The organism is Geobacillus sp. FSL W8-1251, from assembly GCF_038005945.1.
GTDB classification, from domain to species: Bacteria; Bacillota; Bacilli; order Bacillales; family Anoxybacillaceae; genus Geobacillus; species Geobacillus stearothermophilus.
This window is the reverse complement of the sequence record NZ_JBBOUF010000001.1, coordinates 528,613-549,387: the sequence shown is the minus strand read 5'-3', so window position 1 is coordinate 549,387 and position 20,775 is coordinate 528,613. Positions and strand designations below refer to the sequence as shown.

The window sequence follows — 20,775 nt, the reverse complement described above, 5'->3', positions numbered from 1 at the left end:
CAGCGTTAAGAGGGGGAAGGGTGATCCACAATGATGTCGACATTTCGGCTGCAAAAACTATGGACGATGAAGGAAAAAGAAAAGCAAGCAGCGCTGGCTGAATACGAAGAAGCGGTGCACAAGTTTGAGCAGGCGGCCGAGGCGCTGTACAAGTTGCTCAAGGAAAAAGAACGATGCGAGGCGGAAAGGGACAGGCGGCTGCAAGATGGCCTCGCTGTCGGGGCCATTCGCCATACGCTGCAGTATCTCGCCAGTTTGCAACAAACCATTGATCACTATCAGCTCATCGTCATGCGGGCGCGCGAGCAAATGCAGTGCCGGCACCAGCGCCTCATTGAGCTCAATATTGAAGTGAAAAAGTATGAGAAAATGCAGGAGCGCGTGCGGCGGTGGACAGAGCAGCGCGAAAAAGAGGCCGAAAGCCGTTTGCTCGATGAAATAGCCGTTCAGCGCTTTGTGCGGCAAGGAGAGTTATAGATGGCGGGCAGCAAACTTCAGCAGGAAGAAACGGCAAGCCGGTGGCAATGGATGTTGTTCGTCGTTGTCGTCCCGAGCCTCTTTGCGGCTTTCTTCCTCTTGCTGATTGCAAAGGCGGCCGGCATTGATGCGGTGAAGGCGAAACAATGGGTGGACAGCGTGCCGTTCGTCGCCGAATGGTTTGATTGGAAGAAGAAAGAAAAGACGCTGGCCAACACGATCGAGACGCAACAGCAGACGATCAAGCGGCAAAACCAAACGATCGCCAAGCAAAAAAAGCAAATTGAGCAGCTAAAAAGCGAATTGGCGGCAAAAGACGAGGAAATTGCCCGGCTGTCGACGCAGCAACAGCTGCCGACCCAGCAGGAAAAAGGCGGCGGACAAGCGTCTGCGGTGGATGTCATCAGCATGTACGACGCCATGTCAGACAAGCAGGCCGCGGCTATTTTAGCCAAGCTGCCGGAGGATGAAGCGCTTGAGGTGCTGAGCCGGCTCGATAGCGACAAAGCCGCGGCTATTTTAGAACAAATGCCGGCCGAGCAGGCGGCGAACTTGCTTTCGTCATTGCATAAATGGGCAGGGAGAGAGGAGGGGGCTGAATGAAAGTGATGATCGCAGCAGTTGCACCGCAGCCAACGGGCGTGGAGCTGACAGCGAGAAAAGAGACAGCGGCTTCCAGCGCATTTGCGGCATTATTGGCGCAAAAGCAAACCGGGAAGCTGCCGGTTGAGGAGGGGATTGAACGGTCATCCCAGCCGGAAGGAAAGAAGCCGCGAATAACAGACGAATGGACAGAGCCGTTATGGCTGGCCGCTTCAGCTATGCACGTTGGCGCTGCCAACGTTTTAAACGCCCCTCCGGCGGCTGCATACAATGATGGTGAAGCCTTGGCGGCTGATGGGGAAAGCGGAAGAGTTAACCAAGAAGGGGCTGGTGCAAAAGCGCTGGCAGCCGTTCCGTCTTTTTGGCTACAGACGGATGAAAATAGCGGGTTGGACAAAGCTGCTTGGCTGGAACAACAGGCCAAAGAAATGAACGGGCGTTTCGATGGCGAACACCAGCCGCCTTTCTCACAAATTTTGCCGCGAACCGAGGGAGCTAGAAAGGAAATGGCGGTGCATTCCAACGGTGAAAGCAGCTGGCTGGCGCCGCGAGTTTTATCTTCGATGTACGGGCCAGCCTCTTTACGGCAGCAGGAGGACGCTCGCCAGCTGCATAGTGTGCTCGTTTCGACAAACCTTGCCTCTTTGATTCCATTCGTCCCTGGCGGCCATGAGGCGGGGACGGTGGAAGCAGGGAAGGAAAGTTCGTTTGTCGAGCAAGTAGCCCGTGCATGGCAATTCGGCCGATGGGTGAAGCTGCCAAACGGCGTTATGCAGCTTGTTATTCGCCTTCATCCGGAACATCTTGGAACGGTGACGGTGAAAATGGCGCAAGAAGGCGGAAAATTGACCGCCCGGCTGCTTGTGGCGACCGATGCGGCGGAAGAGTTGATCCGCAACCACTTGCCGCAGCTTGCTCAGCAGCTTGATGCGAGTTCCATCACGGTCGAAAAATGGACCGTTTGGTCGGATTATGACAGCTCCGCGATGCCGCCGTATTCCGGGAATCGCCAAGGAGGGCAGCAGCAGGGCGAATCGCGGCAAAAACAAAAGCGGGAGCCATCATCTTCCTTCCCGTTAGCGCTAGACGGGATCGAAGCTGACGCATAAGGGGGAAAAAGAACGAGGATGACAACGAATGTGATTGATGGAAGCTTATGGATGGCAAACGCGGTTCAGCCGGAACGGAAAACGGGTAATCAAATTTTAGGAAAAGACGACTTTCTCAAAATTTTGCTCGCCCAGCTCGAAAACCAAGATCCGCTCAATCCGATGGAAGATAAAGACTTTATCGCGCAAATGGCGAGCTTCTCCTCGCTTGAGCAAATGATGAACATCGCCAATTTGATGCAGAAATGGATGCAAGTGTCAAGCCGTGATGCGCTTTTGCGCTACAGCGAATGGATCGGCAAAACGGTGCACTGGCAAGAAGGCGATGCAACGATGAGCGCGGTTGTCAAATCGGTGACGCAAAAAGACGGGAACATTGTTCTCGGGCTCGATAACGGAGCGACGATTGCCGCTGACGCGGTGATGACAGTCGAACAACACGAATAAGAGGGGAGAGGGAGCGAATGCTTCGTTCGATGTATTCCGGCATTGGCGCCATGCGCAATTTCCAAACAAAACTTGACGTTATCGGCAACAATATCGCCAACGTCAATACGTACGGGTTTAAAAAAGGACGAACGATCTTTAAAGATTTAATGAGCCAAACGATTTCCGGAGCGGGAGGGCCGAACGCCGGCCGCGGCGGCACGAATCCGAAGCAAGTCGGGCTTGGCTCGCAGTTGGCTGCCATCGACACCGTCCATGCGCAAGGAAGCTTGCAAACGACCGGGCGCGTGCTCGACTTGGCGATTTCGGGGGATGGGTTTTTTGTTGTCGGCGATGCGGAGGGCAACAATCGCATGTATACGAGAGCCGGGAATTTTTATCTCGATTCGCAAGGCTATATTGTCAATGCCGATGGCCAATATTTGCTCGGTGTGGGAAATAGCCGCCTGAAAGTTCCGGCGGATGCGAAAAGCTTAAGCATCGGGGCTGACGGCAAGGTGAATATTGTGAACGCTTTGGGAAACTTGCTGACGATCGGTACGATTCAGCTGGCTAAGTTCTCTAATAACGATGGATTGGAGAAAGCCGGAAACAACCTGTTCCGTGAAACGATCAACTCCGGCGCGCCAACGACAGGGGCGCCGGGAGCGAACGGAACAGGAACCATCGTCTCCGGGGCGCTTGAGATGTCCAACGTCGACCTTGCTGAGGAGTTTACGGAAATGATCGTCGCCCAGCGCGGTTTTCAGGCAAACACGCGCATCATTACGACATCGGATGAAATTTTGCAAGAACTTGTCAACTTGAAAAAGTAGAATAGGAGGTAGGGCGTCAGCTGTTGTTGGACGCTGATGCCCGCTTGCCGATGATTCCGCTGACGAAGCTCAACGGCAAACGGTTTGTGCTCAATGCGTTGTACATCGAACAAATCGAGGCATTTCCCGACACGACCGTGACGCTGACGAACGGAAAAAAATTCGTCGTGCGCGAGACGGTCGAACAAGTCGCGGCGTTGGCGAGCGAATTTTACCGGCAAATTGGCGCGTTTCGCTTGCCGGAAGCAGGAGGATTGAACCGTGAAAGGGAATAAAGTACTCAAAACGATGGTCATCGTGCTAGCGGTCATTGCCTTGGCCGGCACGGCGGCGCTTGTTGCCGTTATGAACCTGACCGGCAAAGAAAAACAGGAGGCGCCAAGCGCCGATGAACTGGCGGACAGTTCGATCGACATTCCGGAAATGACAACGAATTTGGCGGACGGCCGTTATATTAAAATCTCCTTTAAAATTCAAACCGACAGCGACAAAGGAAAAGAAGAAGCGGAGAAGCGTGATTTCCAGATTAAGGATGCAATCATCGAACAGCTCTCGGAAATGAAAGCGGCCGACTTTAAAGGAAAAGAAGGAATGGCGGCGTTGAAAGAGCAGCTGAAACAACAGATTAATGCGTTAATGCAGGAAGGGAAAGTGGAGAACGTCTACATTACCTCCTTTATCCTCCAGTAGCCTGCCATCCGAAGGGGGGAAGGTGACATGACAGCCGGCGAAGTACTATCGCAAAGTGAAATTGATGCGCTGCTTGCCGCGCTTTCGGCCGGAGAAATGAATGCGGAAGAACTGAAAAAAGAAGAGGAAGGCCGACGCGTCAAAACGTATGATTTCCGGCGGGCGCTCCGGTTTTCCAAAGATCAAATCCGCAGCCTGACGCGCATTCATGAGAATTTCGCCCGTCTGCTGACAACGTTTTTTTCCGCCCAGTTGCGCACATATGTGCAAATTTCGGTCGCATCGGCCGACCAAATTCCATACGAAGAATTTGTCCGCTCCATCCCAAAAATGACGATCATCAATGTCTTTGAGGTGCCGCCGCTTGGCGGGCATGTCCTTTTGGAAGTCAACCCGAACATCGCTTACGCCATGCTTGACCGGGTGATGGGCGGGCGCGGCGTCGGCATGGATAAAGTGGAGCATTTGACTGAGATTGAAACACGCATCATGTCCAATTTGTTTGACAAGGCGTTTGTCCATTGGCGCGACGCTTGGGAATCGGTGGCGGAAGTCGACCCGCTCTTTGTCGATTTTGAAGTCAATCCGCAGTTTTTGCGCATGATTGCGCCGAACGACACCGTCGTCGTCATTTCGCTCAACACGCAAATCGGCGAAGCGCGCGGCATGATGAATGTGTGCATTCCGCATGTCGTCTTGGAGCCGATTATGCCGCGGCTGTCGGTGCAGTACTGGATGCAGGCGCAAAAAAAAGAGCGTTCCCCCGAGGAAGCGGGACGAATTGAGCAAGGCATCCGCGCGGCTCAACTGCCGATTGTCGCCGAACTTGGCACAGCGGCTGTTACCGTCGGCGAATTTTTGCAGCTCGAGGTCGGAGATGTCATCCAGCTCGGGCAGTCGATCCATGATCCGCTTGTCATCAAAATCGGCCATATTCCGAAATTTATCGGCCAACCGGGGAAACGGAACAAAAAGCTGGCGGTGCAAATTTTAGCGATGATCGAGGGGGACGAAGCAGGACATGATGAATGACGGAATGTTGTCGCAAGATGAAATCGATGCTCTGTTGCGCGGAATGGACAGCCGTGACCGCGCACCGGCGCTTCACGATATTTTCACCCCGCTCGAGCAGGACGCTCTAGGGGAGATTGGCAATATTTCCTTTGGCAGCTCAGCGACGGCGCTGTCCATGTTATTGAACCAAAAAGTCGAGATTACGACACCGAACGTCTCGGTGATCGAGCGGACGCGCATCGCGGATGAGTTCCCGCGGCCGTATGTCGCCATTCAAGTCAATTACACGGAAGGGTTTCACGGGATCAACTTGCTGGTCATTGAGCAGCGGGACGCCGCCATTATCGCCGATTTGATGCTTGGCGGCGACGGAACGGCGCCCGACAGCGCGCTTGGGGAAATTCAGCTGAGCGCCGTGCAGGAAGCCATGAACCAAATGATGGGGTCAGCGGCGACGTCGATGTCGACTGTTTTTGGCAAGCGGGTCGACATTTCCCCGCCGACGATCCATCTTCTTGATTTGAGCGAAGGAAAAGGTCTGGAATATTTGCCGGATGAAGACTTTTTGATTAAAGTGTCGTTCCGGCTGAAAATCGGCACGTTAATTGATTCGAACATCATGCAGCTGCTGCCCGTTGATTTTGCCAAAGAACTGGTCACCTATTTGCTTGGTGCGGCGGAAGGGGGGGAGGAAAACCGGCCTGAGCTGCCGGCCGGGGCGCCGCTGTCCGTGGAGCCGGAGCCGCAGCCCGCCTACGCCTATGCGGAGGCCGGCGCCCCTTCTTCCCCGGCGGCGAACCGTTTCCCGGAGGCGCCGGCTGAGCGCCTGGATGAAGGCAAAAGCGCAGCTGGGCGGCATATTCAAGCAGCTGATTTTGCTGAGTTTGACGCCCCACCGCTTGCCGCGGCGGAGGCGCGCAATTTGGAGCTGCTGTTTGATGTGCCGCTGCAAGTGACGGTTGAACTGGGACGGACGAAACGCTCGGTGCAAGAGATTTTGCAATTGTCCACTGGGTCGATCATCGAACTTGATAAGCTGGCCGGCGAGCCGGTCGACGTCTTTGTCAACAATAAGCTGATCGCCAAAGGCGAGGTGGTCGTGATCGATGAAAACTTCGGCGTGCGCATCACCGACATTGTCAGCCAAAGCGATCGGTTAAAACGGCTAAAATAATGTGCATGGCAGGAGGTAGGGAGATATGGCAAGAGTGCTTGTTGTCGACGATGCTGCGTTTATGCGGATGATGATTAAAGACATTTTGACGAAGAATGGGCATGAGGTCGTCGCTGAAGCGGCGGACGGGAGACAGGCGGTCGAAAAATACAAGGAGACGCGCCCTGACATTGTGACGATGGATATTACGATGCCGGAGATGGATGGGATTACGGCGCTTAAAGAAATAAAAAAAATCGATAGCAACGCCAAAGTGATCATGTGTTCGGCGATGGGGCAGCAGGCGATGGTCATTGACGCCATTCAAGCCGGGGCGAAAGATTTCGTTGTCAAGCCGTTCCAGGCGGACCGCGTCATTGAAGCGATTAACAAAACGATCGGCTAGGCGATTAGAGGTGAGGGGATGTTGATGGCCATACGGCGATGGGCAGCGGGATTGCTGGCGGCAGCCATCTTGTTTGGGGCGCCGCCGGTGTCGGCTGTCCAAAGCCCGACGGTCGCCGATTGCCTGCAGCATCCGGATGCGTGCGGGCCGTCAGCGCCGGCCGGGCAACAGACAAAACCGACAGCGAATCAATCGGCTGATGCGGTGTCTGCTTCCGATGTGCTCCGGCTCATCGGGGCGACCGTCTTTGTCCTCGTTCTTCTTTACGCTCTGTTAAAATGGCTTTCCCGCCGCCATTCGCCTGTTTTCGGGTCAAAGGGTCTCATTGAGAATCTCGGTGGAACGAGCGTCGGGGCAAACCGCTCTGTTCAGCTCATCAAAGTCGGCAACCGGCTGCTCATCATCGGCGTTGGCGATTCGATCCAGCTGCTGCGGGAAATCAGCAATGAAGACGAAATAAACGAACTGCTGGCGCAGCATAATGAGCGGCTCGAACGGATGGCCAGCTTCCACCCGTTTGGGTCCCGCCTTCGTGAATATTGGACAGCGAAAGCGAAACGGGGAAGCGGTTCGGCTCCGTCCTTTTCCTCACTGTTTGCCGAGGAAATGAGCCGAATGGCCGACAGGCGGAATGAGTGGCTGAAGCGGTTGAAAGAGAAAGGAACGGCTGGCGATGAATGACTTTGTCCATATGTTTAACTCGATGGCGCCCGAGCATGTCTCGACATCGGTGAAACTGCTTTTGCTTCTTACCATTTTGTCGGTTGCTCCCGGCATTTTGATCATGATGACGTGTTTTACGCGCATCGTCATCGTTTTGTCGTTCGTGCGCACGTCGCTTGGCACGCAGCAAATGCCGCCCAACCAAGTGTTGATCGGGCTGGCGCTGTTTTTGACGTTTTTCATCATGGCGCCAACATGGAAAGAGATTCACGATCAGGCGCTTGAGCCGCTGTTTGCCGAAAAAATTGATTTGGATGAGGCGTACGAACGCGCCGCTGTTCCGCTCAAGCAGTTTATGAGCCAACATACGAGACAGCAAGATTTGGCCTTGTTTTTATCATACAGCGGCGCCGGGCAGCCGAAAACGGTCAACGACATTCCGCTTACCGCGCTCGTCCCGGCGTTTGCGATCAGCGAGCTGAAAACCGCGTTTCAAATGGGCTTTATGATTTTCATCCCGTTTTTGGTCATCGATATGATCGTTGCCAGCGTCTTGATGTCGATGGGAATGATGATGCTGCCGCCGGTGATGATTTCGCTGCCGTTTAAAATTTTGCTATTTGTTCTTGTCGACGGCTGGCATTTGGTCGTCAAATCGTTGCTGCAAAGCTTTCAATAAAGATGGGTGGCGTTTATGAGTGCCGATTTTATCATCCGCCTTGCCGAACAAGGCGTCTACATCGTGTTGATCGTTTGCGGTCCGTTGCTGCTGCTGTCGCTTGTTGTCGGGCTCGTTGTCAGCATTTTTCAGGCTGCGACCCAAATTCAAGAGCAGACGCTCGCGTTTGTCCCGAAAATCGTTGCTGTCCTGCTCGGGCTCGTCTTGTTCGGGCCGTGGATGCTCTCGAAAATGGTGTCGTACGCCCATGACATTTTCGCCAATTTGGCTTCATTTATAGGCTGATCTATGATGGAACAACTATGGACGTATTTTCCCGCGTTTTTGCTCATCTTCGCCCGCACCGCTTCGTTTTTTGCGGCCATGCCGCTCTTTTCGTACCGGACGGTGCCGGCTTCGTACAAGATTGGAATGGCGTTTTTTTTCAGCTGGCTTATGTTTTTGGCAGGGCCGAAGCCGTCGCTTCCATTGGATGATGTGTATGTATTGCTCGTCGTCAAAGAGGCGCTCGTCGGGCTGGCGCTCGGCTTGATCGCGGCCATCGTCATGGCGGCTGTGCAAGTCGCCGGCGGCTTGATCGATTTTCAAATCGGGTTTGCCATCGCCAACGTCATCGATCCGCAAACCGGGGTGCAAAGCCCGTTGCTCGGGCAGTATCTTCACTCGCTGGCGCTTTTGCTGCTGCTTATGCTTGACGGGCATCATTTGCTGCTTGACGGCTTGTTTTACAGCTATCACTGGCTGCCGCTTGACCGGTGGCCGCACATTGCCGACGGGCGGGCGGCTGAGTATGCGGTGCGCACGTTCGCGGCGATGTTTGCCGCCGCTGTGCAAATGGCTGCCCCGCTTGTCGGATCGCTCTTTTTGGTCGATGTGGCGCTCGGCCTCATCGCCCGCGCCGTGCCGCAAATGAATATTTTTGCTGTCGGGTTTTCGCTCAAGACAGCGGCTGCGTTTTTCATGTTGTTTGCGGCGATCGGGGGAATGTTGACCTCGGCGCGCGAACTGTTTCAACTTATGTTTGTGTCGCTGCGCGAGTTTATGCAGCTGTTGGGAGGCGCGTAACGTGGGCGAACGGCGGCTTGATTTGCAGTTTTTCGCCGGGGAAAAGACGGAAAAGGCGACGCCGCGCAAACGGCAAGAAGTGCGGGAAAAAGGCCAGGTCGCCAAAAGCAGCGATGCGGTGGCCGCCATCGTATTGCTCGCGCTGTTTCTCGTTTTGTCGCTGGCGGGAGCGTATGAGCGGGACGGGTTGCTGCGCATGCTCGCGCGTGCGCTTTCCGATTATGCCGCCGCTCCGCTGACGATTGATTCGCTTCATGCCATCTTTCTCGACTGGCTTCGCCATGCGGCGCTTCTGTTAGCTCCATTTTTTGCTGCCGCCGTATTAGCGGCTGGGCTGGCCAACTTTTGGCAAGTCGGTGTCTTGTTTACCGTAGAGCCGCTCAAAATCGACGGAAACCGCCTCAACCCGGTGCAAGGAATAAAACGGCTTTTTTCGCTGCGCGCCATTGTCGAGCTGTTAAAATCTGTGTTAAAAGCTGGAATCATCGGTGCGGTCGTGTTTATGCTCTTGCTCGGGGGATGGGATGAGCTCACGGCGCTTGCGGCCAGGCCGCCGGCCGCCATGCTTGCCATTGTCGGCGCGCTGACGGTGAAAATGGGGCTGTATGCTGCGGCCGCGCTCTTGTTTTTGGCGTTGTTTGACTATTTGTACCAGCGCTTTGAGTTTGAACGAAACATCCGCATGTCGAAGCAAGACATTAAAGATGAATTCAAAAAGACGGAAGGCGACCCGCTCATTAAATCGCGCATTAAGCAAAGACAGCGGGAGATGGCGATGAGGCGGATGATGCAGGAGGTGCCGAATGCCGATGTTGTCATCACCAATCCCACCCATTATGCGGTAGCGCTGAAGTATGAAGATGGAAAAATGGAGGCGCCGGTTGTCGTGGCGAAAGGGGCTGACTATGTGGCGTTGAAAATAAAGGAAATTGCCAAGGCGAACGGCGTCGTGACGGTTGAAAATCGTCCGTTGGCGCAGGCGCTTTACCGGCAGACGGACGTCGGCGACATGATTCCAGAGACGTTTTTTAAGGCAGTGGCGGAAATTTTGGCGTACGTCTACCGGCTCAAACGAAAAGGGTAACAGCAAGGGGAGAAAACCATGCAAGCGCAGCTCAAAGATTTATCCGTGTTAATTATGGTTGTGCTCATCGTCGCCATGCTCGTCATTCCATTGCCGACATGGCTGCTGAGCGTTTTGATCATCATCAACATTTCCCTCGCCTTGCTCGTTTTGCTGACGGCGATGAACACGAAAGAGCCGCTTCAGTTTTCCGTTTTTCCGTCATTGCTGTTAGTGCTGACGTTGTTCCGGCTCGGGTTGAATGTCTCGACAACCCGTTCGATCTTAAGCAAGGGGGAAGCGGGCGGCGTCGTTGAGACGTTTGGGACGTTCGTCGTCGGCGGCGATGTCGTCGTCGGGTTTGTCGTGTTTTTGATTTTGGTCATTATTCAGTTCATTGTGATCACAAAAGGGGCGGAGCGTGTCTCGGAAGTGGCGGCCCGCTTTACGCTCGATGCGATGCCGGGCAAACAGATGAGCATTGACGCTGATTTGAACGCCGGCATGATCTCGGAGCAGGAAGCGCGCGAGCGGCGGGAAAAAATCGCCCAAGAGGCCGATTTTTACGGTGCGATGGACGGAGCGAGCAAATTTGTAAAAGGCGACGCCATCGCCGGCATTATTATCGTGATCATCAATATGCTGTTTGGCATGGTGATCGGCGTTGTTGAGCAAGGAATGGACATGGCGGAGGCGGCGAAGCACTATACGTTGTTGACGGTCGGCGACGGAATCGTCAGCCAGATTCCGGCGCTGTTGATTTCGACCGCGACCGGCATCATCGTCACGCGTGCGGCGTCTGACAGCAATTTAAGCGGCGACATTATGCGTCAGTTATTTGCGTTTCCGAAAATGTTGTACGTCACGGCGGGAACGATTTTCCTGCTCGGCTTGTTTACCCCGATCAACGATGCGTTGACAATGTCGATCGCCGGGCTGCTGGCATTTGGCGGCTACCGATTTGTCGAGCAGCAAAAACAGGGGGAAGCGGCTGCCGTCCAGCCGGATGAAGAAATAGCGGCGGCTGACGAATTAAAAAGTCCGGAGAGCGTGATTCAACTATTGCATGTCGACCCGATCGAGTTCGAGTTCGGTTACGCGCTTATTCCGCTTGCGGATGCCGCCCAAGGCGGCGACCTGCTTGACCGGATCGTTATGATCCGCCGTCAGCTCGCGCTTGAGCTCGGCATCGTCGTTCCGGTTGTGCGCATCCGCGACAACATCCAGCTTCAGCCGAACGAATACCGAGTGAAAATTAAAGGCGAAGAGGTGGCGCGCGGCGAGCTGCTGCTTGACCATTATTTGGCGATGAGCCCCGGGATTGATGACGGATCGGTCGAAGGGATTGACACGGTTGAACCGGCGTTTGGCCTGCCGGCGAAGTGGATCTCCGAGGCGGCCAAAGACCGCGCGGAAATGCTCGGCTATACGGTGGTCGATCCGCCGTCGGTCGTTTCGACGCATTTGACGGAAGTGCTCAAGGCCCACGCCCATGAACTGCTTGGGCGCCAAGAAACGAAACAGTTGATCGATCATTTGAAAGAGTCGCACCCCGTGCTGGTTGAGGATGTCACACCGAATCCGCTGCCGGTCGGGGATGTCCAAAAAGTGCTTGCCAAGCTGCTGAAAGAGAACGTGTCGATCCGCAATTTGCCGCTTATCTTTGAGGCGCTTGCCGACTTTGCCCGCCTGACCGCCGACACCGACTTGTTGACGGAATACGTCCGCCAGGCGCTGGCGCGGCAAATCACGAAGCAGTACGCCGTGCCGGGCGAACCGCTGCGTGTCATTACGCTTTCGGGCAAGGCGGAAAAAACGATTGCCGATGCGGTGCAGCAAACGGAGCACGGACGCTATTTGGCGCTTGATCCGGCGCGGGCGCAGGCGCTTGTCGAGGCGGTGGCGGCGGCGCTCGACCGCCACCCGTTCGCCGGCCAAACGCCGATCTTGCTCTGTTCTCCGGCGGTGCGCATGTATGTCCGGCAGCTGACGGAGCGCCATTTTCCGTCAATCCCGGTGCTGTCGTACAACGAGCTCGAAGCTGACGTCGAAGTTCAAAGCGTGGGGATGGTGGAAATCGAATGAAAGTGAAAAAATTTGTCGCCCCGTCGATGAACGAAGCGATGAAAATGGTCCGAGCCGAGCTCGGCCGCGATGCCGTCATTTTGCACTCGAAGGAGATTCAAACGGGCGGACTGTTCGGCTTGTTTGCCAAAAAGAAGATTGAGGTGCTGGCCGGCATCGATCCCGATCCATTGCCGCGCCGCGCGTCAGAGGCGAAGGCCCCCGCTTCTTCACGGCCGGCGGGGCGGGAGGAAGCGGACGGTTTGTTGGCCGCCGAGCTTCGGGAAGTGAAAGCGCTCGTCCGTCAAATGGCCGGCCGGACGTCGTCGCTGTTGTACCCGCCGCCGCTTATGGATGCGGAGCGGCGGCTGCTGCAGCAAGGCCTCGCCGATGGCTACATCCGCCAAGTGATGGACCGCCTGCTTGAGCGATGGTATGCGGACAAAAAAGAGAGATCCGCTGCTGCAGTTGCCGGCTGGGCGAAAGAAGCGGTGCGCGATCTTCTTTCGCCGCTCCCGTTCGCTGAAACGGCAGGAACGAAAAAATATCGCCTGCTGCTTGGCCCGACCGGAGTTGGAAAAACGACGACGCTTGCCAAAATGGCGGGGCGCGCGGTGCTTGAACATGAAAAAAAAGTCGGATTTATCACGACCGATACGTACCGGATCGCCGCGATCGACCAGTTGAAGACATATGCGCACATTTTGCAGGCTCCGCTCGAGGTGTGCTACAACGCCGATGACTTTCGGGCGGCTAAGCAGCGCCTGGCCGATTGCGACGTTGTGTTCATTGATACGGCCGGCCGCAATTTCCGCAACCCGCACTATGTTGCCGAGCTCCAGCAAACGATCGAATTTGACAGCGAGACGGAAACGTTTCTCGTGTTCGCCGCCACCGGAAAATACAATGATATGAAAGCCATTTATGATCGCTTTTCCGTCCTCCCGATTGACCGGCTGATCGTGACGAAGCTTGATGAGACCGATACGTACGGCGCGGTCGTCAATTTTCTGCTCGAGAGCCGGGTTGGCGTTGCCTATTTAACGAATGGGCAAAACGTGCCGGACGATATGGTGGAAGCGTCAGCCGACCGGTTTGTCCATCTGTTGTTTGGAGCGGATCGATGGTGAGAGACCAGGCGGAACGGCTTCGCCGCGCGTTAAGCCGTCCACGGCGTCCGGCTTCGCCGCGGACGATCGCGGTGGCGAGCGGAAAAGGCGGAGTCGGCAAATCGAACCTTTCGCTCAATCTTTCCGTATCGCTCTCTGAACTCGGGTTTCGCGTCCTGTTGCTCGATATGGACGTCGGCATGGGCAATATCGACATTTTGCTCGGTCAATCGTCGCCGCTTACATTGGCGGATTGGTTTTCCACTCGGCTGCCCCTTTCGGACATCGTCAAAAGCGGGCCGGGGCAACTATCATATATCGCCGGGGGGACGGGCGTTGCGCAATGGCGGACGTTGGATATGGCGGGCATCGACTATTTTTTGGCTGAACTGCAGGCCATTGCCTCGCGCTATGATTATCTCATTTTTGATATGGGGGCGGGGGCATCGGAAGAGCGTCTTTATTTTTTAAAGTCGGTCGACGATGTGTTCATCGTCACGACGCCGGAACCGACTGCGGTGACGGACGCCTATGCCATGATGAAATACATGCATGCCGCCGGCAGCGAAGCGCCGTTTTCGATCATTGTCAACCGCACGAGCTGCGGGCAAGAAGGGTATGGCGTCTTTCAGCGGCTGAAAGATGCGGCGGCGCGCTTTTTAAACAAACCGATTGCCCTGCTCGGCATTGTGCCGGAAGACCGGGTTGTCGCCCGCGCGGTCGTCAGCCAGATGCCGTTTGTCCTGCTTGACCCGAAGGCGAAGGCGAGCCAGGCCGTCCGCCAAATGGCTTGGCGCTATGCGATGGGCAGAGAGGGCGAGCCGGCGCCGCCGGGTCAAATCCCCCGCTTTTTTGCGATGCTGCGCCAATTTTTGCTAGAAAGGTAGAGACGGAACGTGAAGACGATCAAGGTGCTTGTCGTCGATGACTCGGCGTTTATGCGCAAATGGATCAGCGACTTTTTGTCCGAGCACCCACGCCTCGAAGTCGTCGGGACGGCTCGCAATGGCCAAGAGGCGCTCGACAAAATCGCCCTCTTGCGCCCGGATGTCGTCACGCTTGATGTCGAAATGCCGGTTATGAATGGGCTCGAAACGCTGCGGCGCATCATGCACAAGCAGCCGCTGCCGGTCGTCATGGTGTCGAGCACGACGAGGGAAGGGGCGGAAAACACGATCACCGCCATGCAATACGGGGCGGTGGATTTTGTCGCCAAGCCGTCTGGCCCGATTTCGCTTGATTTATACAAAGTAAAAGATGAGCTGATCCGCAAAGTGCTGCACGCAAGCGAGGCGAATGTAAGGGCGCTCGCCGCCCACCGCCCGGCGCTTGCCGTCCGGCGCCCGCCGGCCCAAACGGCGCGCAGCCAAAAAACGGTCGTCGCCATCGGCACGTCGACAGGCGGTCCGCGCGCCTTGGAAACGGTGTTGACGCAGCTGCCTCCTGATTTTGCCGCTCCGGTCGTCATCGTTCAGCATATGCCGAAAGGGTTTACGAAATCGCTTGCCGACCGGCTCAACGCACTGGCGGCGATCACGATCAAAGAGGCGGAAGACGGGGAACTGTTGCGAAATGGCACCGCCTATATCGCCCCGGGCGGCGTCCATCTCATCGTTCGCGAAGAAGGCGGCGCACTTAAAGCCCGTTTCGACGAATCGCCGCCGCGCGCCGGCCATCGTCCGGCTGTTGACGTGTTGTTCGAGTCGCTCGCTGCCATTCGCCGCTGTCGGAAAATCGCGGTGATCATGACCGGGATGGGAAGCGACGGAACAGCGGGGGTGAAAAAGCTGAAGGAAAGCGGGAACACAAAAGCGATCGCGGAAGCGCGCGAGACAGCCGTTATCTTTGGGATGCCAAGAGCGGCGATCGAGGCTGGCGTCGTTGATGTCATCGTTCCGCTTGACAGCATCGCCGCTGCCATCGTCCAATTGATCGGGGAGTGAGGGGGAAACGGCATGGACATGAGCCAATATTTGGATTTATTTATTGATGAAAGCAAAGAGCATTTGCAGTCGATCAACGAGCGGCTGTTGGAACTTGAAAAAACTCCGGAGGACATGTCTGTGGTGAATGATATTTTCCGTTCGGCCCATACGTTGAAAGGCATGTCCGCCACGATGGGGTTTGAAGATTTAGCCAATTTGACGCACCAAATGGAAAACGTGCTCGATGGCATCCGCAATCGGCGGCTTTCCGTTACCCCGGAATTGCTTGACGTCATTTTTGAGGCCGTCGACCATTTGGAGGCGATGATCAGTTCCATCGCTGCAGGCGGCGACGGAACGCGCGATGTAAGGAGAACAGTCGAACAGCTGAAACGAATCGAGCAAGGGGAGATGCCGAACAAGCAGGCAGCAAGAGAAGAACCGCCCCTTGAACATGCGTATGGGGAATTTGAATACCATGTGCTCGAGCAGGCGAAGGAGCAGGGATTTTCCGTCTACGAAATCCGCGTTCGGCTTCGCGATGATTGCTTGTTGAAAGCAGCGCGCGTCTATATGGTGTTTGAACAGCTGAATGAAGTCGGAGAAATTGTGAAAGCAATGCCGCCGGTCGAGATGCTGGAGGAAGAACAGTTTGACCGGGAGTTTCTCGTTACGGTCGTATCCAAAGCGCCAGCCGATGAGTTGCAAAAGCGGCTGATGGGCATTTCGGAAATTGATGACGTCAAGGTGTCTATGCTATCGAGCAATGAACCGCCGGCAGAAAGCGAGAAAGCGGCTGCGCCCCAACAACCGGCCGCTATGGAGCAGGCGGCGGCCGTTCAGGCCGAAGCGGAGGCGCCGGAAAAACAAACAGCCAAACAGGCGACGAAAACGATCCGCGTCAATATTGAACGGCTCGATATGCTGATGAACTTATTTGAAGAGCTTGTCGTCGACCGCGGGCGGCTTGAGCAAATTTCCCGCGAGCTGAACCATGCCGAATTGACGGAAACGGTCGAGCGGATGTCTCGCATCTCGAGCGATTTGCAGACGATCATTTTAAATATGCGCATGGTGCCGGTGGAAACGGTGTTTAACCGCTTTCCGCGCATGGTGCGCCAGCTCGCCCGCGAGCTCGGCAAAAAAGTGCGTCTTGATGTAATCGGGGCGGAAACGGAGCTTGACCGGACGGTCATTGATGAAATCGGCGATCCGCTTGTCCATTTGCTCCGCAATGCGCTTGATCATGGCATTGAAGCGCCGGACGTCCGGGCGGCGCGCGGAAAGCCGGAGGAAGGGACGATCCAATTGCGCGCCTACCATAGCGGCAACCATGTCTTTATTGAAATCGAGGATGATGGCGCCGGTATTTCTAGGGAAAAAGTGCTGAAAAAGGCGATCAACCGCGGCATCGTTTCGCCCGAGGCGGCTGAGCATTTAACCGATGAGCAAGTGTATGAGCTTATTTTTGCTCCCGGGTTTTCCACTGCCGATCATATTTCCGACATTTCCGGGCGCGGCGTCGGCTTGGATGTCGTCAAAAGCACCATCGAGTCGCTCGGCGGCACGGTGGCCGTCGATTCCCGGCCCGGCCAAGGGTCGCTGTTTTCCATTCAGCTGCCGCTCACGTTGTCGATCATTTCGGTGCTGCTTGTGCAAATTGCGGCGGAAACGTATGCCATCCCGCTGTCATCGATTATGGAGACGGCGCTCATTAGGAAAGAAGACGTGTTCTATGTCCATAACCAGCCGGTCATCGATTTCCGCGGCAAAGTTGTACCGCTCGTCCGGCTGAAGGACGTGTTCGCTGTGCCGGGCGTGTCGGATGACAGCGAGACGGTGCCGGCTGTCATCGTGCGAAAAGGGGAAAAGCTGGCGGCGTTGGCGGTCGACTCGTTTATCGGCCAGCAAGAAGTCGTGTTGAAGTCGCTCGGCAACTATTTATCTTCTGTTTTCGCCATTTCAGGGGCGACGATTTTGGGAGACGGCCGGGTGGCGCTCATTATTGACTGCAACGCGCTTGTCAAATAGAAAGCCGACTGTATGCCGGCGGAGCTGGAAAAAGGCCGCGGGCGGACGCGGCCTTTTCGTTGGCGGCGCCGGGCGAGGAAGCTGAACAGAAAAAGGGGGAAGCGACCGATGAGCATGAGCGTGCAGACGGATTGGAAAGTGATTGCATTTCGCCTGCAAGAGGAAGAATATGCCTTGCCGGTGCAATACGTTCGTTCCATTGAAAAAATACAGCCGATTACGCGCGTGCCGGGAACGGCTCCTTATGTCAAAGGAGTCATCAACTTGCGCGGGGTCGTCACGCCGATTATCGATTTGCGCGAGCGGTTCGGGTTTGCGCCCGAACCATACGGGGAGCAGACGCGGATGATTATCGCCGTCTTTGGGGATATCGAAGTCGGGTTGATCGTCGATGCGGCCAACGATGTTCTCGATATTCCGGCAGCGAGCATTGAGCCGCCCGAGGCGATCGGCGCCATCGGGGCCGCTTACATTTGCGGAGTGGCGAAAGTCGAGAAGCGTCTCCTCATTTTGCTCGATTTGGCAAGTGTCTTAAGTGAATAAAACGGAGAGAGGGGCGTTTGCGGTTGGACGACATTCGCAACTTAACAGGGACACACATTGATATTTTGCGCGAAATGGGCAACATCGGGGCCGGCAACGCGGCGACCGCTTTGTCCATGCTGCTCAACAAAAAAATCGAAATGGCTGTGCCGCGCGTCCAAATTGCGACATTTGCCGAGATGATGGAGCTGATCGGCGGTCCGGAGCAAGTGGTGGCATGCGTCTATTTGCGCGTCGAAGGCGAAGCGCCGGGAAACATGTTTTTCGTGCTGCCGCCGGACCAGGCCGAGAAGTTTGTCCGCCGAATGACGGGCGATGGCTCGTTTTCGTTCCAAGGCGAAGCCCATGAGCTCGGGCGGTCGGCGCTGCAGGAACTTGGCAACATTTTGGCCGGCTCATACTTGTCGGCGCTCGCCGATTTCACCCGGTTAAACTTGCATCCGTCCGTGCCGGCGCTGGCGATCGATATGATCGGAGCGGTGCTGTCGTTTGGCTTGCTTGAGCTGTCGCGCGTCGGCGATTGCGCCATTTTGATCGATACAGCTATTTACGATGACCGGCGGCCAAATGAGAGCATTAACGGCCATTTCTTCCTTCTTCCTGACCCAGAATCATTTTCCATTATTTTTCGAGCGTTAGGTGTGGAGGGGTGATGAAGACGGCAGAAGCAGTGAAGGTTGGCATTGCCGAAATGGAAGTTGTCGTGGCGCCGAACGTCATCCGCACATGCGGGCTCGGGTCGTGCGTGGGCGTCGTCATTTATGACAGCGGAAAAGCGGTTGCCGGTATGGCGCACGTGATGCTGCCGCATTCATCGATGGCGCGCGGGGGAGTTGTCAATGCCGCCAAATACGCTGATACAGCGGTGGAAGCGCTTTGTAAGCTCGTCTTGGCCGCCGGAGGACGGAAGGGCATGCTCAAAGCGAAGTTGGCCGGAGGGGCGCAAATGTTCTCGTTTTCCGCAGCTGGCGGGGACATGATGCGCATCGGCGCCCGCAACGTTGAGGAAGTGAAAAGGCAGCTTGAACGGCTTCATATCCCGATTGTGGCCGAAGATGTCGGGGGCCATAGCGGCCGCACAATCGAGTTTAACCCGCAGACGGGCGTGCTGGCCATCCGCACGGCGTGCCAGGACATAAAAGAAATATGATGGAACGATATGTGGTTTCCGCGAGGCGAGGGGGAGAATGATGGGGAGCGCGCTAAAAGGTGAAGAACGGAAATATTGGGACGACTGGGTCAACGGCCGCGACCGCCGCGCGGCTGAAGAGCTCGTGCAGCGCTATATGCCGCTTGTTTCCTACCATGTGCAGCGGCTTTCGGCGACGCTGCCGAGTTCTGTGCCAAATGATGAGTTGATCAGTCTTGGGCTCCTCGGGTTGTACGATGCGATTGAAAAGTTTGACCCATCGCGCGATTTGAAATTCGATACGTATGCATCGTTCCGCATCCGCGGCGCGATATTGGACGGTTTGCGCAAAGAAGACTGGCTGCCGCGCAGTGTGCGCGACAAGGCGAAAAAAATCGAGGAAGCGGCCGAACGGCTGGAGCAGCAGTATATGCGATCGGTGACAGCGAAGGAAATTGCGGCTGAACTTGGCATGACGGAAGCGGAAGTGCAGGCGGCGGCCAGCGACACGTTTTGGTCGCTTTGGTTGCCGCTTGGACAAGGAGCGGCTGAAGACGAAGATGAGCCGCTGGCGATTCGGGACGACCGCGCCCTGCTCCCGGAAGAGGAAGCCATTAAGCGGGAAATGATCGACCAGTTGGCGGAAGGCATTCGACGGTTGAATGAAAAAGAGCAGCTCGTCATCAGTTTGTTTTACAAAGAAGAGCTGACGTTTACGGAAATCGGAAGTCTTTTGCAGCTGTCGACATCAAGAATTTCGCAAATTCATGCCAAAGCGCTGTGGAAATTGCGCCGCTTTTTAAGCGGGGATTCATGAGGCGAAAGGAAGCGGGAAGATGGACATCCAATTGCCGATGCTGCAAAGCGTCATGCCGAAGGCGCCTGAAGCCGCGTCCAAGCACGCCTTGGCGCAGCAGCACCCTCATGTTGTGCAGGCGCAGCGGGCAGCCGCGGAGGAAAAACGAGCGGAGCAGGCGCGCCGCCAAGTGACGGGAAAACGGGCGGGAGACGCGCTCCGTTTTGGGAGTCATCCTTATAAAGGAAAAACAATCGACATCAAAGGATAGTGAACAACGATGGAGGCATTTTGGCTGACTGTCAGCTTGTTGCTGCACGCGTTTTCGTTTTGGTTGATCATCCTGCTTTACACGCGCTTGTCGCGGCTAAGCGAAGAGGAAGCAAGAGCCAAGAGGCGGGCTGAGGAGCTTGAGGAGGCGATGGCGGCCCATCTCGTGGCATGGAAAGAGGAAAATGAGCGCTTTTTGGCCGAGTTGGATGCGCTGCTTAGCGCGAAACCGGCCGCCGCGGCGGACAAGCGGACGCCGGCTCCCGTCAAGAGCCGCCTGCCTCAGCAGTCAGAGCCCAGCAATGAGAAAGAGAGCAGGCTGGTAAACGGAGCGGGCAGCGAAAACAGGCCGGGTCGGAAACAAACTGCATCGGAGCGGCCGGAGCTGGGGCGAAGCGGCCGGGTTGAACAAACGGACGCCATGGACGCGCTGTCGGACTATTTTCCCGATGTTGACGCCATCGAAGATGTAGTCGACTTTTCGCCGCCATCCGCCCATGCCGCCGCCATCGCCCGCCGTCTCGAAGCCGAAGGGATGACGGTCGAAGAAATCGCGAAGAAGCTCGGAAAAGGAAAAACAGAAGTCGAACTGCTGCTCAAATTTGGCCGAAAAAACGGCCGAATGGGCGAACAATAGCTTGATTTCCTGCCGGCGGTTATGATATATTTTTACATGGTGTGAATACACACGCCTGATGATTTCAGCAACGGTGCTGGCAACGCC

The 20,775-nt window shown here is 55.8% G+C and carries 26 protein-coding genes; all 26 read left to right on the top strand.

Annotated elements, in window-relative coordinates:
* Nucleotides 1-30 precede the first annotated feature (30 nt).
* Entirely contained in the window at nt 31-477 is a 447-nt protein-coding gene (fliJ, locus tag NSS88_RS02775; protein ID WP_033015998.1) for a flagellar export protein FliJ, read from the top strand.
* Nucleotides 478-1,080 (top strand): MotE family protein, encoded by a 603-nt coding sequence (locus tag NSS88_RS02770; RefSeq protein ID WP_049624595.1) that lies wholly within the window; start codon nt 478-480, stop codon nt 1,078-1,080.
* Nucleotides 1,077-2,189 (top strand): flagellar hook-length control protein FliK, encoded by a 1,113-nt coding sequence (locus NSS88_RS02765; protein WP_033015991.1) that lies wholly within the window; start codon nt 1,077-1,079, stop codon nt 2,187-2,189. The genes NSS88_RS02770 and NSS88_RS02765 overlap by 4 nt, the downstream gene beginning before the upstream one ends.
* 18 nt (nt 2,190-2,207) lie before the next feature.
* Nucleotides 2,208-2,636 carry a flagellar hook assembly protein FlgD gene (flgD, locus tag NSS88_RS02760; RefSeq protein ID WP_049624596.1) on the top strand — a complete coding sequence of 143 codons (429 nt, stop codon included), beginning with the start codon at nt 2,208-2,210 and terminating at the stop codon, nt 2,634-2,636.
* A 17-nt stretch (nt 2,637-2,653) separates the two neighbouring features.
* The gene (gene flgG, locus NSS88_RS02755; protein ID WP_049624597.1) at nt 2,654-3,451 is read left to right on the top strand and encodes a flagellar basal body rod protein FlgG; all 798 of its coding nucleotides are present in this window, start codon (nt 2,654-2,656) and stop codon (nt 3,449-3,451) included.
* A 50-nt stretch (nt 3,452-3,501) separates the two neighbouring features.
* Nucleotides 3,502-3,726 (top strand): flagellar FlbD family protein, encoded by a 225-nt coding sequence (locus NSS88_RS02750; RefSeq protein ID WP_033016021.1) that lies wholly within the window; start codon nt 3,502-3,504, stop codon nt 3,724-3,726.
* Nucleotides 3,713-4,141, top strand: coding sequence for a flagellar basal body-associated protein FliL (fliL, locus tag NSS88_RS02745; protein WP_033015988.1), 429 nt, complete (start codon nt 3,713-3,715; stop codon nt 4,139-4,141). Before NSS88_RS02750 ends, fliL begins: the two co-directional genes overlap by 14 nt.
* 27 nt (nt 4,142-4,168) lie before the next feature.
* Nucleotides 4,169-5,173 carry a flagellar motor switch protein FliM gene (gene fliM / locus NSS88_RS02740; RefSeq protein WP_341082925.1) on the top strand — a complete coding sequence of 335 codons (1,005 nt, stop codon included), beginning with the start codon at nt 4,169-4,171 and terminating at the stop codon, nt 5,171-5,173.
* Entirely contained in the window at nt 5,163-6,329 is a 1,167-nt protein-coding gene (gene fliY / locus NSS88_RS02735; protein ID WP_061580827.1) for a flagellar motor switch phosphatase FliY, read from the top strand. Before fliM ends, fliY begins: the two co-directional genes overlap by 11 nt.
* 25 nt (nt 6,330-6,354) lie before the next feature.
* On the top strand, nt 6,355-6,714 hold the full coding sequence (locus tag NSS88_RS02730) for a response regulator (protein ID WP_033008120.1): 360 nt from the start codon (nt 6,355-6,357) through the stop codon (nt 6,712-6,714).
* 24 nt (nt 6,715-6,738) lie between these two features.
* Nucleotides 6,739-7,395 carry a flagella biosynthesis regulatory protein FliZ gene (gene fliZ, locus NSS88_RS02725; protein ID WP_061580826.1) on the top strand — a complete coding sequence of 219 codons (657 nt, stop codon included), beginning with the start codon at nt 6,739-6,741 and terminating at the stop codon, nt 7,393-7,395.
* Nucleotides 7,388-8,056, top strand: coding sequence for a flagellar type III secretion system pore protein FliP (gene fliP, locus NSS88_RS02720; protein WP_033008117.1), 669 nt, complete (start codon nt 7,388-7,390; stop codon nt 8,054-8,056). The genes fliZ and fliP overlap by 8 nt, the downstream gene beginning before the upstream one ends.
* A gap of 15 nt (nt 8,057-8,071) precedes the next feature.
* Entirely contained in the window at nt 8,072-8,341 is a 270-nt protein-coding gene (fliQ, locus tag NSS88_RS02715) for a flagellar biosynthesis protein FliQ (protein WP_033008116.1), read from the top strand.
* Between the two features lie 6 nt (nt 8,342-8,347).
* A complete protein-coding gene (fliR, locus tag NSS88_RS02710) occupies nt 8,348-9,121 on the top strand; it encodes a flagellar biosynthetic protein FliR (RefSeq protein WP_055358413.1) in 774 nt (257 codons plus the stop codon).
* Between the two features lies 1 nt (nt 9,122).
* On the top strand, nt 9,123-10,205 hold the full coding sequence (flhB, locus tag NSS88_RS02705) for a flagellar biosynthesis protein FlhB (RefSeq protein WP_055358414.1): 1,083 nt from the start codon (nt 9,123-9,125) through the stop codon (nt 10,203-10,205).
* Nucleotides 10,206-10,223: 18 nt separating this feature from the next.
* Nucleotides 10,224-12,269, top strand: coding sequence for a flagellar biosynthesis protein FlhA (flhA, locus tag NSS88_RS02700; protein ID WP_049624604.1), 2,046 nt, complete (start codon nt 10,224-10,226; stop codon nt 12,267-12,269).
* Nucleotides 12,266-13,378, top strand: coding sequence for a flagellar biosynthesis protein FlhF (flhF, locus tag NSS88_RS02695; protein ID WP_033015974.1), 1,113 nt, complete (start codon nt 12,266-12,268; stop codon nt 13,376-13,378). The genes flhA and flhF overlap by 4 nt, the downstream gene beginning before the upstream one ends.
* Nucleotides 13,372-14,244 carry a MinD/ParA family protein gene (locus NSS88_RS02690; protein ID WP_049624605.1) on the top strand — a complete coding sequence of 291 codons (873 nt, stop codon included), beginning with the start codon at nt 13,372-13,374 and terminating at the stop codon, nt 14,242-14,244. Before flhF ends, NSS88_RS02690 begins: the two co-directional genes overlap by 7 nt.
* 9 nt (nt 14,245-14,253) lie before the next feature.
* Nucleotides 14,254-15,300, top strand: a complete 1,047-nt coding sequence (locus NSS88_RS02685) for a protein-glutamate methylesterase/protein-glutamine glutaminase (RefSeq protein WP_055358415.1) — start codon at nt 14,254-14,256, stop codon at nt 15,298-15,300.
* A 12-nt stretch (nt 15,301-15,312) separates the two neighbouring features.
* Nucleotides 15,313-17,313: a chemotaxis protein CheA gene (locus NSS88_RS02680; RefSeq protein ID WP_055358416.1), complete on the top strand. Its 2,001-nt coding sequence runs from the start codon at nt 15,313-15,315 to the stop codon at nt 17,311-17,313.
* Nucleotides 17,314-17,421: 108 nt separating this feature from the next.
* A complete protein-coding gene (locus tag NSS88_RS02675; protein ID WP_055358417.1) occupies nt 17,422-17,856 on the top strand; it encodes a chemotaxis protein CheW in 435 nt (144 codons plus the stop codon).
* Between the two features lie 23 nt (nt 17,857-17,879).
* The gene (locus NSS88_RS02670) at nt 17,880-18,509 is read left to right on the top strand and encodes a chemotaxis protein CheC (RefSeq protein ID WP_033016884.1); all 630 of its coding nucleotides are present in this window, start codon (nt 17,880-17,882) and stop codon (nt 18,507-18,509) included.
* A complete protein-coding gene (locus NSS88_RS02665) occupies nt 18,509-19,006 on the top strand; it encodes a chemotaxis protein CheD (RefSeq protein ID WP_033016882.1) in 498 nt (165 codons plus the stop codon). The genes NSS88_RS02670 and NSS88_RS02665 overlap by 1 nt, the downstream gene beginning before the upstream one ends.
* Before the next feature lie 40 nt (nt 19,007-19,046).
* Entirely contained in the window at nt 19,047-19,802 is a 756-nt protein-coding gene (locus tag NSS88_RS02660; RefSeq protein WP_055358419.1) for a FliA/WhiG family RNA polymerase sigma factor, read from the top strand.
* Between the two features lie 19 nt (nt 19,803-19,821).
* Entirely contained in the window at nt 19,822-20,052 is a 231-nt protein-coding gene (locus NSS88_RS02655) for a hypothetical protein (RefSeq protein WP_033016878.1), read from the top strand.
* A gap of 9 nt (nt 20,053-20,061) precedes the next feature.
* Nucleotides 20,062-20,688, top strand: coding sequence for a hypothetical protein (locus tag NSS88_RS02650; protein WP_033016877.1), 627 nt, complete (start codon nt 20,062-20,064; stop codon nt 20,686-20,688).
* The last annotated feature ends 87 nt before the right edge of the window (nt 20,689-20,775 follow it).

Bases quoted from the DNA above. Each gene is read 5' to 3' on its own strand.
- fliJ (WP_033015998.1), top strand. From the start codon at position 31: ATGATGTCGACATTTCGGCTGCAAAAACTATGGACGATGAAGGAAAAA.
- NSS88_RS02770 (WP_049624595.1), top strand. From the start codon at position 478: ATGGCGGGCAGCAAACTTCAGCAGGAAGAAACGGCAAGCCGGTGGCAA.
- NSS88_RS02765 (WP_033015991.1), top strand. From the start codon at position 1,077: ATGAAAGTGATGATCGCAGCAGTTGCACCGCAGCCAACGGGCGTGGAG.
- flgD (WP_049624596.1), top strand. From the start codon at position 2,208: ATGACAACGAATGTGATTGATGGAAGCTTATGGATGGCAAACGCGGTT.
- flgG (WP_049624597.1), top strand. From the start codon at position 2,654: ATGCTTCGTTCGATGTATTCCGGCATTGGCGCCATGCGCAATTTCCAA.
- NSS88_RS02750 (WP_033016021.1), top strand. From the start codon at position 3,502: ATGATTCCGCTGACGAAGCTCAACGGCAAACGGTTTGTGCTCAATGCG.
- fliM (WP_341082925.1), top strand. From the start codon at position 4,169: ATGACAGCCGGCGAAGTACTATCGCAAAGTGAAATTGATGCGCTGCTT.
- fliY (WP_061580827.1), top strand. From the start codon at position 5,163: ATGATGAATGACGGAATGTTGTCGCAAGATGAAATCGATGCTCTGTTG.
- NSS88_RS02730 (WP_033008120.1), top strand. From the start codon at position 6,355: ATGGCAAGAGTGCTTGTTGTCGACGATGCTGCGTTTATGCGGATGATG.
- fliZ (WP_061580826.1), top strand. From the start codon at position 6,739: ATGGCCATACGGCGATGGGCAGCGGGATTGCTGGCGGCAGCCATCTTG.
- fliP (WP_033008117.1), top strand. From the start codon at position 7,388: ATGAATGACTTTGTCCATATGTTTAACTCGATGGCGCCCGAGCATGTC.
- fliQ (WP_033008116.1), top strand. From the start codon at position 8,072: ATGAGTGCCGATTTTATCATCCGCCTTGCCGAACAAGGCGTCTACATC.
- fliR (WP_055358413.1), top strand. From the start codon at position 8,348: ATGGAACAACTATGGACGTATTTTCCCGCGTTTTTGCTCATCTTCGCC.
- flhA (WP_049624604.1), top strand. From the start codon at position 10,224: ATGCAAGCGCAGCTCAAAGATTTATCCGTGTTAATTATGGTTGTGCTC.
- flhF (WP_033015974.1), top strand. From the start codon at position 12,266: ATGAAAGTGAAAAAATTTGTCGCCCCGTCGATGAACGAAGCGATGAAA.
- NSS88_RS02690 (WP_049624605.1), top strand. From the start codon at position 13,372: ATGGTGAGAGACCAGGCGGAACGGCTTCGCCGCGCGTTAAGCCGTCCA.
- NSS88_RS02680 (WP_055358416.1), top strand. From the start codon at position 15,313: ATGGACATGAGCCAATATTTGGATTTATTTATTGATGAAAGCAAAGAG.
- NSS88_RS02675 (WP_055358417.1), top strand. From the start codon at position 17,422: ATGAGCATGAGCGTGCAGACGGATTGGAAAGTGATTGCATTTCGCCTG.
- NSS88_RS02665 (WP_033016882.1), top strand. From the start codon at position 18,509: ATGAAGACGGCAGAAGCAGTGAAGGTTGGCATTGCCGAAATGGAAGTT.
- NSS88_RS02660 (WP_055358419.1), top strand. From the start codon at position 19,047: ATGGGGAGCGCGCTAAAAGGTGAAGAACGGAAATATTGGGACGACTGG.
- NSS88_RS02655 (WP_033016878.1), top strand. From the start codon at position 19,822: ATGGACATCCAATTGCCGATGCTGCAAAGCGTCATGCCGAAGGCGCCT.
- NSS88_RS02650 (WP_033016877.1), top strand. From the start codon at position 20,062: ATGGAGGCATTTTGGCTGACTGTCAGCTTGTTGCTGCACGCGTTTTCG.